Below are 12,197 nucleotides of genomic sequence, written 5' to 3' on the forward strand. Positions count from 1 at the left end.
ACAGAATGAAGAAAGCCCTTTTGGTGGTGAGTTTTGGCACCAGTTATCACGACACGTGTGAAAAGAACATTGTCGCCTGCGAGCGCGATCTGGCGGCGAGCTGCCCGGATCGTGTGCTATTTCGCGCCTTTACCTCCGGGATGATCATTCGCAAGCTCAAACAGCGCGATAACCTGCATATCGACACGCCGCTGGAGGCGCTGCAAGAGCTGGCTGAACAGGGATATCAGGATGTGGCGATCCAGTCGCTGCACATTATCAACGGCGACGAATACGAAAAAATCGCGCGTGAAGTCCAGACGCTGCGCCCGCTGTTCAAACGGCTGGTGATTGGCGCGCCGCTGCTCAACAGCCACGAAGATTATCTGCATCTGATGCAGGCACTCTCCCGACAGATGCCGCAGGTCGCTGCTGATGAGCGCGTGGTGTTTATGGGCCACGGCGCCAGCCATCACGCTTTTGCAGCTTACGCCTGCCTCGACCATATGATGGCTGCGCACCGTTTTCCGGCACGGGTTGGCGCAGTTGAGAGCTACCCGGAAATCGATCTGTTGATCGACGACCTTCGCCATGAAGGGGTGAAAGCGGTACACCTGATGCCGCTGATGCTGGTGGCGGGTGACCATGCGATCAACGATATGGCGTCGGATGACGATGATTCATGGAAGACGCAGTTTGAGCGCGTCGGTATTGCCGCAACGCCGTGGTTACAGGGCTTAGGCGAGAATGCCGATGTGCGTGCGATGTTCGTTCAGCATCTGCATCAGGCGCTGGCGCAGAGGATGGAGGTTGCAGCATGAGCGGTAAACTCTATGCGCTAAGTACTGGTCCAGGTGCTACGGATCTGATCACCGTGCGCGGCGCACGTATTCTCGGACAACTCGATGTGCTGTATGCCCCGGCAGGGCGCAAAGGCGGCGACAGCCTGGCGCTTTCCATCGTGCGTGAGTACCTCGGTGTGCAGACCGAAGTGCGCTGTTGCCACTTTCCAATGAGCGCTGACAGTGCGGAAAAAGAAGGCGTATGGGACGAAGTCGCCGCTGCGCTGGCAGCGGAAGTGCAGGCTGGTAAACAGGTGGGGTTTATTACCCTCGGCGATGCGATGCTGTTCAGCACCTGGGTATTCCTGCTGCAACGGCTTGTCCAGCCGCAGTGGCTGGAGATTGTCCCTGGCGTCACGTCGTTTGCCGCCATTGCCGCACGCGCGCAGATGCCGCTGGCAATGGAGCAACAGTCGCTGGGTGTCGTGTCCTGTACCGCGCCGGAGGAGGAAATCCGCCAGGCGTTACAGCAACACGACAGCCTGGTGCTGATGAAAGTCTATGGCCGTTTTGCCCGTATCAAAACATTGCTGGCGCAAGCGGGGCTTTTGGAACACGCCCTGATGATGGCGGAAGCCACGCTGCCCGGCGAGCAGTGCTGGCGGCAGCTTAGCGAGGTCCGTGATGATCAACCGCTGCCCTATTTTTCGACCATTCTGGTGAATAAACAGTGGGAGAGAAGATAAAAACGCAACAACCGAAACGGCTGTCGTACTGCGGGTTTGTCGCGGCGCGATTGCCCATGTCGAGGCTGGCGCGTGGGTGATGCAGGTAAAATCCTTGCTGCGGGCTGCGTCCACAGCCCGCCTGGCGCGTAGGGGGCAGATGTGATGATCTCCAGCCACAATATTGATTTGATTTATGAAATTTGTGATGCAGTCTATGTGCTGCATCACGGTGAATACCTACGCCAGACGCTGATGGAATAAACCGGGCTGACGCAGCCGTGGCGGGTAAAACTGCATAGCGAGTGGGGTTTGCCGCTGTGTAAACGTGAGATGAATTTTATGCCCGCGTGCGGGCGATGCAGGTTAAGGAGGCGTCATGACACTGGCGATTATGTTGCAGGGCACCGCCTCAGATGTGGGTAAAAGCGTGCTGGTGGCCGGGCTGTGCCGCATTTTTTATCAGAACGGGCTGAAAACTGCCCCCTTTAAATCGCAGAATATGGCGCTCAATTCTGGTATTACGCCGGATGGCCAGGAGATGGGGCGCGCACAAATATTCCAGGCGGAAGCAGCGGGTATCGTGCCGGATGTGCGTATGAATCCGGTGCTGCTTAAACCCACCAGCGACCATAAAGCGCAGGTGGTGCTGATGGGCAAAGTGGCGACCAACATGGATGCCGTTAGCTATCACGACTACAAACCGCATCTGCGGGCGCAAATTATGCGTGTCTGGCACAGTCTGGCGCAGGAGTACGACGCGCTGGTGCTGGAAGGCGCTGGCAGCCCGGCGGAGATCAACCTGCGCGATCGGGATATCGTCAACATGGGCATGGCGGAAATGGCCGCGTGTCCGGTTATCCTGGTGGCGGATATCGATCGCGGCGGCGTCTTTGCGGCCATTTACGGCACGCTGGCGCTGCTACAGGAGCATGAGCGCTGGCGAGTCAAAGGGGTGATCATCAATAAATTCCGCGGCGACATTGCGCTACTGACACCTGGCATAAAACAGATTGAAGAACTGACGGGTGTTCCGGTCATCGGTGTGATGCCGTGGCTGGACGTCGATCTCGAAGATGAAGACGGTGTGACGCTGCAACGTGGCAAATACCTGAACACCGGCGAGAGGGCGCTGGATATTGCAGTGGTACAGTTTCCGCATATTGCCAATTTCACCGATTTTAACGCGCTGGCGGCGCAGCCAGATGTGCGTGTGCACTACGTGCTCTCGCCCGATGCGTTGCAGGGCGCGGATTTGGTGATTTTACCGGGCAGTAAAAACACCCTCGGCGATCTTCACTGGCTACGCGAAAGCGGTCTGGCGAAGGCGCTGCTTGCCAGGCATTGCGCGGGGGTACCTATGATCGGCATTTGTGGTGGCTACCAGATGCTCGGCGAGACGATCGTTGACGAGGTGGAGTCCGGGCTGGGTACGCAGCCAGGGCTGGGGCTGCTCGATACCGTCACCCATTTCGCACAGGATAAAACCACCACGCTTGTTGAGGCCCGTTTGCAAGAGACATTGCCCGGCTGGCTGGCGAACTGCGCCGGGCTGGCGCTGCGTGGATATGAGATCCATATGGGCGAAACAACACGGCAAAGCCGTTGCCGCCCGGCACTGTGGTTAGAAAAAAACGGTCAGCGCGTCATGGATGGCGCAGTCAGTGATGACGGTCTGGTATTTGGCACTTATCTGCATGGCCTGTTCGACAGCGATGTGTTTACCCGCGCATTGTTGAACAGCCTGCGCGAACGTAAAGGTCTTGGGCCGCTCGATATTGCTGTCAATTATGCCGACTATAAAGCCCAGCAGTTTGATATCCTCGCCGACGCCATGCGCAAGCATGTCGACATCGATCGTATCTACCAGATTATGCAGCAACATCAGGAGAAATCATGTTAACCCTTGTTACCGGCGGGGCGCGCAGCGGCAAGAGTCGCCACGCTGAGTCGCTGGTCGCAGACGCCAGTCGCGTACTTTATATCGCCACTTCAGAGATCTTTGATGCGGAAATGGCGGCGCGTATTGCACACCATCGTACGAGCCGTCCGGCTCACTGGCGTACCGAAGAGCGCTGGCAGCAGCTGGCTGAGATCATTACTCCCAACAACGATAGCCGTGAAGCCGTGTTGCTGGAGTGCATTACCACGCTGACCACCAACCTACTGTTTGCCTTTGGCGGCGAGCGTGACCCGGAACAATGGGATTACATGGCGCTGGAAATGCAGGTACAGCAGGAAATTGAGGCGCTGATAGCCGCCTGCGTGGCCTGCCCGTCGCCAGTGGTGCTGGTCACCAATGAAGTAGGCATGGGCATTGTGCCTGAAAACCGCCTCGCGCGGCATTTCCGCGATATTGCCGGGCGCGTCAATCAGCGGCTGGCGCAGGCGGCGGATCACGTCTGGCTGGTGGTTTCCGGAATTGGAGTCAAAATCAAATGAAACTGTTCTTCGCCACGCTGTCATTTATCAGCCGTCTGCCCGTGCCAGAGCGTTGGGTGCAGGGGCTGGATGTCGCAGATTATGTGCGCGGGATTATCACTTTCCCCCTGGTCGGCGTGCTGCTGGGCGCTATTAGCGGCGGCGTACTGGTGATATTACAGCCGTGGTGCGGCGCTCCTCTGGCGGCGCTGTTCTGCGTGCTGGCACTGGCGCTGCTGACCGGCGGCTTCCATCTTGATGGCCTTGCCGATACCTGCGACGGCGTTTTTTCCGCCCGGCGGCGCGAGCGGATGCTGGAGATCATGCGTGATAGCCGTCTCGGCACACAAGGTGGCCTGGCGCTGGTATTTGTGCTGGCAGCGAAAATCCTCACCCTTAGCGAATTGCAACTGCGTGACGCGCCGATGATCGCAGCACTGGCGGCGGCCTGTGCCGCAGGACGTGGCTGCTCGGTGCTACTGATGTTCGGTCATCGCTACGCCCGCGAAGAGGGGCTCGGCAATCTGTTTATCGGCAAAGTTTCGGGGCGCGATACGTCAGTCACGCTCATCATTACCGCGCTGGTAACGATCGGGCTGCTGGGCGCGAAAGGGCTTATTGCGCTGCTGGTGACGCTGGCGGCGGTATTTCTGCTCGGGCAGATGTTGAAGCGCACACTTGGCGGTCAGACCGGCGATACGCTTGGCGCGGCCATTGAACTTGGCGAACTGATTTTTCTTCTGGCGTTGTTATAAACAGCCCACAACATAACGAGAAGCAGCATGCAGAGATTAACGACATTACTGGCAAGCATTCCGGTACCCGATGACGTGGCGATGGCGCAGGCCCGGGTTCATCTGGATGGTTTACTCAAGCCGCAAGGCAGCCTGGGACGACTGGAAGCATTGGCGGTACAACTGGCAGGGATGCCGGGGCTGAAAGGTGCGCCGCGCATCGGCGAAAAGGCGATTGTGGTGATGTGCGCCGATCACGGCGTCTGGCATGAAGGTGTGACGATTTCACCGCAGGTGGTTACCGCCATTCAGGCGGCGAACATGACACAGGGCACCACGGGCGTCTGTGTGCTGGCGGCGCAGGCCGGGGCGAAAGTCCATGTGCTGGATGTCGGTATTGATGCCGATCCGATCCCTGGCCTCGTCAATATGAAGGTAACTCGCGGCAGTGGGAATATCGCCAGCGGCCCGGCGATGAGCAGCGCCCAGGCGCAGGAACTGCTGCTGGAAACGATGCGCTATACCCGCGAACTGGCAGCGCAGGGCGTGACGTTGTTTGGCGTTGGCGAACTGGGAATGGCCAACACCACGCCCGCAGCGGCGATTGTCAGCGTCCTGACCGGTGAAGCGCCGGAATCGGTGGTAGGTATTGGTGCCAATCTACCGGAAACGCTGCTTGGTCATAAAGCGCAGGTGGTACGCAGAGCCATTGCGGTGAACCAGCCGGATGCGGCCGATGGCCTTGATGTACTGGAGAAAGTGGGGGGGTATGATCTGCTCGGCATGACCGGGGTGATCCTTGGCGCGGCAACCTGCGGTTTGCCGGTGGTGCTTGATGGTTTCCTCTCTTACGCCTCGGCGCTGGCCGCCTGCCGTATTGCGCCGCAGGTAAAACCGTATCTGATCCCGTCGCATCTCTCGGCGGAAAAAGGGGCGCGCATCGCACTCGAACATTTAGGTCTGGAGCCGTATCTGAATATGGGCATGCGGCTCGGCGAGGGTAGCGGCGCAGCGCTGGCGATGCAACTGGTGGATGCTGCCTGCGCGATTTACAACAACATGGGTACGCTGGCGGCGAGCAATATCGTGTTGCCGGAAACCAAATAGCTGCGGCAGCGCCGGGCAATGATGTTTAAACGAGAAAGGAAGCCTTCCATCCTGCCTCGCTGACTTATAAAGCGGGTGAAGGAAAAACGTTACGTGGGATCAGCGTTGGTAACTCGCCACCTGCCACCTTCAGCGAGTCAATGTTGCAGGTGGCGGTTGACGGGCTTACGACCGTTGCATCACCTGCAACAGCGTATCCAGCAGCCCCGGGAAGCAGGCGTCCAGATCTTCCCGGCGCAGCGAAATCATATTTTCTCGCCCTTGTGGGCGCTGCCAGACCACGCCGCTGTCGCGTAATACGCGCCAGTGATGCGTCATGGTCGACTTCGCAACATCCTGCGGCCGCAAGGTATTGCAGCTCAGTTCAGCGCCATCGGCGAGCCGTTTGATCATCGCCAGGCGCAGTGGGTTACCGAGGGCGAAGAGCACATTTTCCAGGCGAAATTGCTCACGTTCTGGGTGATTAGCGATCATAATATTCCTGTGTAGCGGTGGCCTGACTTAAGAGAGTCACGGTCGGGCCGGTACTATACGCAAACGCGATTTTTAAAGCCACGACGTCAGTTCTGACTCAACAATTGTTATAATAGCAAAAATAGTTCGAATATACTCGTACATTTGTACTATGATACATGCCAATGAATTGCGGCCAATTCCGGCCGCGAACTGAAGTCAAATGACTAAGGACGCATCATGCCCCGACCCATCCCCCTCGAACGTTATCGCAACATCGGTATCTCCGCGCATATCGATGCCGGTAAAACAACCACCACCGAGCGCATCCTGTTTTACACCGGGATGAGCCACAAACTGGGGGAAGTACATGATGGCGCGGCAACAACCGACTGGATGGCGCAGGAGCAGGAGCGCGGGATCACCATTACTTCTGCGGCGGTGAGCTGCTTCTGGCCCGGAATGGACAGAAGTTATGAGCCGCACCGCATCAATATTATTGATACCCCCGGGCACGTGGATTTCACCATTGAAGTGGAACGCTCCATGCGCGTACTCGACGGTGCAGTCATGGTGTATGACTCGGTGGGCGGCGTGCAGCCGCAATCGGAAACTGTCTGGCGGCAGGCCAACAAATATCACGTGCCGCGTCTGGCCTTCGTCAACAAGATGGATCGCCCCGGCGCGGATTTCTTCCGCGTGGTGCAGATGATGATCGATCGTCTGAAAGCCAACCCGGTGCCGATCGTGATCCCGATTGGCGCTGAAGAGCATTTCACCGGCGTAGTGGATTTGATCAAAATGCGTGAAATCATCTGGGACGACGCCACGCAGGGTATGGTCTTCAGCTACGCGCCGGTGCCGGAAGAATTACAGGCGACTGCGCTGGAATGGCGGGAAAAAATGGTTTCTGCGGCGGCGGAAGCCAGCGAAGCGTTGATGGATAAATATCTGGAAACCGGTTCGCTAGACGAAGCCGACATCATTGCCGGTCTGCGCAAACGCACGATCGCCGGGGAGATCCAGCCGATGCTGTGCGGCAGCGCCTTTAAAAACAAAGGCGTGCAGCGCATGCTTGATGCAGTTGTTGAACTGATGCCGTCGCCGCTGGATATTCCTGCCATTCAGGGCGTGGATGAAAAAGGCCGACCTGCGGAACGTCACCCGAGCGATGACGAACCGTTCTCGGCGCTGGCGTTTAAACTGATGACCGACCCGTATGTCGGCCAGCTCACCTTTATCCGCGTCTATTCCGGTGTGCTGAAAAAAGGCGATGCGGTCTATAACCCGGTAAAAGGTAAGAAAGAACGTATTGGTCGTATCGTGCAGATGCATGCCAACGATCGCCATGAAGTGGATGAACTGCGCGCCGGTGATATCGCGGCCTGTGTCGGGCTGAAAGATGTCACCACCGGCGATACCTTAAGCGACCCGGATGCGGTGATCACGCTGGAGCGTATGGAATTCCCGGAACCGGTGATTTCGCTGGCTATCGAGCCGAAAACCAAAGCGGACCAGGAAAAAATGGGTATCGCGCTGCAACGACTGGCCTCCGAAGATCCGTCGTTCCGTCTGCACACGGATGAAGAGTCCGGCCAGACGATCATTTCCGGTATGGGTGAACTGCACCTGGAGATTATCGTCGACCGTATGAAACGTGAGTTTGGCGTGGAAGCTAACATCGGTCGCCCGCAGGTGACTTACCGTGAAACGCTGCGTAAAACCGTGAAAGACATTGAAGGCAAGTTTGTTCGTCAGTCCGGTGGTAAAGGGCAGTATGGCCATGTGGTACTGACGCTCGAACCGCTGGAGCCGGGTAGCGGCTTTATCTTTGAAGATGCTACCAAAGGCGGCGTGGTGCCGCGCGAGTACATTCCTTCCGTGGAGAAAGGGCTGCGCGAAGCCATGAACAGCGGCGTACTGGCTGGTTATCCGGTGGTGGATGTGAAAGCGACGCTGACATTCGGTTCCTACCATGATGTCGACTCGTCGGAAATGGCGTTCCGCATGGCGGCCATCTTTGGTTTCAAAGAGGGTGCACGTAAAGCGGATCCGGCAATTCTGGAGCCGGTGATGCACGTAGAGGTGGAAACGCCGGAAGAGTACGCCGGTAACATAATGGGCGATCTCTCTTCCCGTCGCGGTATGGTGCAGGGTATGGAAGAGCGCTTCGGCAGTCAGATCATCCGCGCTGACGTTCCGTTGGCTGAGATGTTCGGTTACTCCACCACGCTGCGCTCCATGTCGCAGGGGCGTGCAACATACAGTATGGAGTTCCATCACTACGCAGAAGCGCCGCGCAATGTGGCGGACGAGATCATCGCCAGCCGCGCCAAAGCCTGACCGTGATGTTCTGAAAGCAAACCCGCTTCGGCGCTGAGAAATTCCCAGTCATGGGCGGGTAAAAAGGTAAAAAAAGCGGCATAGAATGTTGTGATCTACTGAGTTATGCAACCCATTCAATGAGATCACGTCTATGCCTGCTTACCTGGTATGTCAGATATTTTTCCGTCCTAACCCCCTGGCCAGAACTTACCCGAATAGAGTGCGGGTTTATTCGCGCTGATTTATGGGCTCCCTCAGCCCGCGCGCTATACCCACATTTGGTGAACCATAAAAAATGTTGGTATAAAAACGTTTACGAAAGGGAGAAGGAGCATTGATGGAGTGGGTAAACGTTCTGATGAGCCATGTAGCGCTTCATCCATTCAGACTGTGGGGGCTTCTTTTTGCAATAGCATTCACAAAATCGACGTTCCTCATTTCAGCGGTATTACCGCCAGCATCTGTCATGTTGGTCGCGGTCATTTCCGTTGGTAAGGCGACGCTTTCGTCATGGGAAGCGGGCATTGCTGTCATGGTCGGTGCATGGTGCGGGACAATCGTTAATTATCATCTGGGTATGATGACAGGGCATCTCCCCTGGTTTGCACGCATAATGTCACGTCATGCCGATACGGTCGTGCGGGTTCGCCGTCGGTTGCAAAACAGTGCTGTACCGGTACTTTTCACTTCTCGCTTTATTGCTGTGCTGCGTTACATTGTGCCATTGGTGGCTGGCGTGTTGCGGCTTCATCCGGTGAAAGTATATGCAGTCAGTCTGATCTCTGCGGCGAGCTGGTCAGCGCTTTATGTTGGCGGTTTTAGTCTCGTGTTGCCTTTATTTAGCTAAGCCGATCATAAATGCCTGCTTGCCCGGTATGTCAGAATTTTTACCGCGCGTATAGTATTCGCCACGCACGATAAACCGGGAGTGTAAGTTTTTCTCGCTACGTCATAACGTGCTGTAAAAAAGAAGAAAATGTATAAAACGGGCTATGCTTATTTTATCTCCGCCGTTTTTAAGGAATGCTGCCATGCGCCGTGTAAAACTGCTTTGCTGCCTGCTTGCCTTGATCTCAACCCGCGCTGCGCTGGCAGTCAGCTACCCTTTGCCTCCCGAGGGCAGCAGACTGGTGGGAAGCCCACAAACCATCACTATCGAGCAGGGCAATACCTTGCCGCTGGAAGCCTTTGCCGCAAAGTACGGACAGGGATTGAGCAATTTGCTGGAAGCGAACCCCGATGCCGATCCGTTCCTGCCAAAAGCGGGTTCACAGCTGATTATTCCCCAGCAGGTAATCCTGCCCGATACGGTGCGTGAAGGCATTGTCGTCAACGTCGCGGAGATGCGCATTTACTATTACCCGAAAGAGGGCAACACGGTAGAGATTCTGCCAATCGGCATTGGTCAGGCGGGGCGGGAAACGCCGCGTAACTGGGTTACCGCGGTGGAACGTAAACAAGAAGGGCCGACCTGGACGCCGACGCCAAAAACCCGTCAAGCCTATGCCGCAGAGGGGAAAACCTTGCCCGCTTTTGTGCCCGCCGGGCCGGACAACCCGATGGGGCTGTATGCTATCTATATCGGCAAGCTGTACGCCATTCACGGTACTAATGCTAACTTCGGTATTGGGTTACGCGTCAGTCAGGGCTGTATTCGCCTGCGTAATGCGGATATCAAATATCTTTTTGATAACGTTCCGGTCGGAACGCGCGTGCAGGTGATCGATCAACCGGTGAAGATGACCACCGAGCCAGATGGCAGCCGCTGGCTGGAAGTTCACGAACCACTCTCGCGCAATCGCGCGGAGTTTGAATCCAGCAATAAAGTTCCATTACCGGCCACGCCGCTACTGCAGGCGCTAATGAAAGGCGGTGAGGTCAATGTTAGCCGGGCATCTGCCGAACTTAAACGCCGTTCGGGGATGCCGGTGAATATTAGTATTCAGCCCGGACAGACCGATAAACAACGCCTGTAAGCGGCGCCATTTTATTTATAGAAATATTCTGAAAAATAAACTCCACAAAATGAAGAAAGTGTGGATTGTTTATGTTTTTATTTTTACTGAATAATGATTTTGTTATTTCTTTTTATTTCAACGCACGGAATGGCAATATTGCGCACTGTGAACGGACGGTAGGATATTCCTTCCTATCCTGGTTATTCGTGTTCCGGCAGCAGGGCAACAACATAATGAGAACTCCGGCAGTAAATAAACAAGCCATGACCGTACTGGCTGCTCTGGTATTAACCAGTTGCGCCACATCTGAAGGGCTTCATACTCACAATAAAATGTTAAACCCGGATTCGCTGGCGGCGAAAAATACGCTGTCGCAAGTCACTTTAAGCCCGGCAAACTGGCCCAAAGGTAACTGGTGGGAGCGTTTTAACGATCCACAACTTGATGTGCTGATCCGCGACGGGCTGGCGTCCAGCCCCAGCTTGCAGGAAGTGAACGCTCGTGCGGATCAGGCCAATGCCATGGTAGTCAGCGCCAGAGCTGCACAATTGCCTGATATTAATATGGATGCCAGCATTACCCGCTCCCGCGTCGCTCGCGTCGATGATCCTTTGCTGGTGGGTAAAACTTACAGCACGCTGCGCACTGCCTCACTCGGCACCAGCTATGAGCTGGATCTATGGGGCGGCAAGAAAGCGGCCTGGCAGGCGGCTTTAGGCAATGCCAAAGCGGCGGAGCTGGATAAACAAGCCGCTGCGCTCGGTTTATCGGCCAATATTGCTCGCGCATGGAATAGTTTAAACCTTGCCTGGAAATTAGAAAAAATAGCGGCCGCCAATGCCGAACGTTTGGCAAAAATAAGCGCTATTCAGCGTCAGTTTTATCACGGTGGTATTTCACCGGAATATCAATACAAACAGGCAATGGCTAACGATAAAGATGCCCAAACCGCATTATTACAGGCGCAGGAAAATGTCACCGCGGCGGGAATCAAGTTATCCACGCTGGTCGGTAAGGGACCGGATTATTGGCACCATCTGAAACCGTCAGAGAGCAACCCGGCAATGCAAACGACACTGCCGTCGAGCATTCCGGCGGAGTTAGTCGGGCGCAGGCCGGATGTAGTTGCCGCGCGCTGGCGTGTAGAAGCGGCGGAAAAACAGATTAAAGCCACGAAAACCGAGTTCTACCCCAATATCAACCTCGTTGCTGAAGCCGGTACGCGCAATCTTCTCGGCGATGCGTTTGTCGGCGCGCCGAGTCAGTTTTTCAATGTCGGGCCGACGCTTTCGCTGCCAATTTTCGACGGAGGCAAGCGTCGGGCGGATTTAGCGGGCAGTAACGCAGAGTGGGATCTGGCGGTCGCTCACTATAACAGCCTGCTGATTTCATCACTGGGCGATATCAGCACCTCGATTGTGAATTTGAAATCGCTGGAGCAGCAGATTGCACAAACGGAAGATGCCGACAAACTCGCGCACAGTGCGTGGGACGACGTTTCCGCACAGTTTAAAGCTGGATTGCGACCGTGGCTGGACGTTCTCTCATTGCAAGATCAGCTTCTGGCATCAGATCGCAGTGTCGCGCAGCTGCAAGGCGACATGATGGATCAGAATATTTTGCTGATTGAACAGCTTGGCGGTGGGCTGGTTACGCAGTCGGAGAGCCACCCCGCAGCGAGCATCAATTAATTTGATGTTTAACGTTAAATAA

At 55.9% G+C, this 12,197-nt stretch carries 11 protein-coding genes and 1 pseudogene; 11 read left to right on the plus strand and 1 reads right to left on the minus strand.

Translation table 11 applies throughout. The features are described from left to right. The first annotated feature begins 5 nt into the window (after positions 1 to 5). The 7 genes and pseudogenes from cbiK to cobT all read left to right on the plus strand — a co-directional run bounded on the left by cbiK (position 6) and on the right by cobT (position 5,748). Positions 6 to 800, plus strand: a complete 795-nt coding sequence (gene cbiK / locus BM427_RS16490; RefSeq protein WP_090123327.1) for a sirohydrochlorin cobaltochelatase — start codon at positions 6 to 8, stop codon at positions 798 to 800. Next, entirely contained in the window at positions 797 to 1,507 is a 711-nt protein-coding gene (locus tag BM427_RS16495) for a cobalt-factor II C(20)-methyltransferase (RefSeq protein ID WP_090123329.1), read from the plus strand. The genes cbiK and BM427_RS16495 overlap by 4 nt, the downstream gene beginning before the upstream one ends. Positions 1,508 to 1,639: 132 nt before the next feature. Then, positions 1,640 to 1,912, plus strand: a pseudogene (locus BM427_RS26100) (hypothetical protein); the annotation flags it as partial. Beyond that, entirely contained in the window at positions 1,866 to 3,389 is a 1,524-nt protein-coding gene (locus BM427_RS16505) for a cobyric acid synthase (protein WP_090123331.1), read from the plus strand. The pseudogene BM427_RS26100 and the gene BM427_RS16505, both read left to right, overlap by 47 nt. After that, positions 3,383 to 3,928 (plus strand): bifunctional adenosylcobinamide kinase/adenosylcobinamide-phosphate guanylyltransferase, encoded by a 546-nt coding sequence (cobU, locus tag BM427_RS16510; RefSeq protein WP_090123333.1) that lies wholly within the window; start codon positions 3,383 to 3,385, stop codon positions 3,926 to 3,928. The genes BM427_RS16505 and cobU overlap by 7 nt, the downstream gene beginning before the upstream one ends. After that, positions 3,925 to 4,662, plus strand: coding sequence for an adenosylcobinamide-GDP ribazoletransferase (cobS, locus tag BM427_RS16515; RefSeq protein WP_090123335.1), 738 nt, complete (start codon positions 3,925 to 3,927; stop codon positions 4,660 to 4,662). Before cobU ends, cobS begins: the two co-directional genes overlap by 4 nt. 27 nt (positions 4,663 to 4,689) lie before the next feature. Continuing rightward, positions 4,690 to 5,748 (plus strand): nicotinate-nucleotide--dimethylbenzimidazole phosphoribosyltransferase, encoded by a 1,059-nt coding sequence (cobT, locus tag BM427_RS16520; protein WP_090123337.1) that lies wholly within the window; start codon positions 4,690 to 4,692, stop codon positions 5,746 to 5,748. A 165-nt stretch (positions 5,749 to 5,913) separates the two neighbouring features. Here the strand turns inward: cobT and BM427_RS16525 are convergent, their stop codons facing one another. Beyond that, complete coding sequence (locus tag BM427_RS16525; RefSeq protein ID WP_090123339.1) at positions 5,914 to 6,222, minus strand: ArsR/SmtB family transcription factor; 309 nt, start codon at positions 6,220 to 6,222, stop codon at positions 5,914 to 5,916. Between the two features lie 219 nt (positions 6,223 to 6,441). Here BM427_RS16525 and fusA point away from each other — a divergent pair, with 219 nt between their 5' ends. The 4 genes from fusA to BM427_RS16545 all read left to right on the plus strand — a co-directional run bounded on the left by fusA (position 6,442) and on the right by BM427_RS16545 (position 12,175). After that, positions 6,442 to 8,544: an elongation factor G gene (fusA, locus tag BM427_RS16530; protein WP_090123341.1), complete on the plus strand. Its 2,103-nt coding sequence runs from the start codon at positions 6,442 to 6,444 to the stop codon at positions 8,542 to 8,544. Positions 8,545 to 8,863: 319 nt separating this feature from the next. Next, positions 8,864 to 9,373 carry a DedA family protein gene (locus BM427_RS16535; protein WP_090123342.1) on the plus strand — a complete coding sequence of 170 codons (510 nt, stop codon included), beginning with the start codon at positions 8,864 to 8,866 and terminating at the stop codon, positions 9,371 to 9,373. 184 nt (positions 9,374 to 9,557) lie between these two features. Further along, positions 9,558 to 10,502 carry a L,D-transpeptidase gene (gene ldtA, locus BM427_RS16540; protein WP_090123344.1) on the plus strand — a complete coding sequence of 315 codons (945 nt, stop codon included), beginning with the start codon at positions 9,558 to 9,560 and terminating at the stop codon, positions 10,500 to 10,502. Between the two features lie 215 nt (positions 10,503 to 10,717). Continuing rightward, the gene (locus BM427_RS16545; protein WP_090123852.1) at positions 10,718 to 12,175 is read left to right on the plus strand and encodes an efflux transporter outer membrane subunit; all 1,458 of its coding nucleotides are present in this window, start codon (positions 10,718 to 10,720) and stop codon (positions 12,173 to 12,175) included. Positions 12,176 to 12,197 lie beyond the last annotated feature (22 nt).

The organism is Kosakonia arachidis (genome assembly GCF_900116535.1).
Classification (GTDB): Bacteria; Pseudomonadota; Gammaproteobacteria; order Enterobacterales; family Enterobacteriaceae; genus Kosakonia; species Kosakonia arachidis.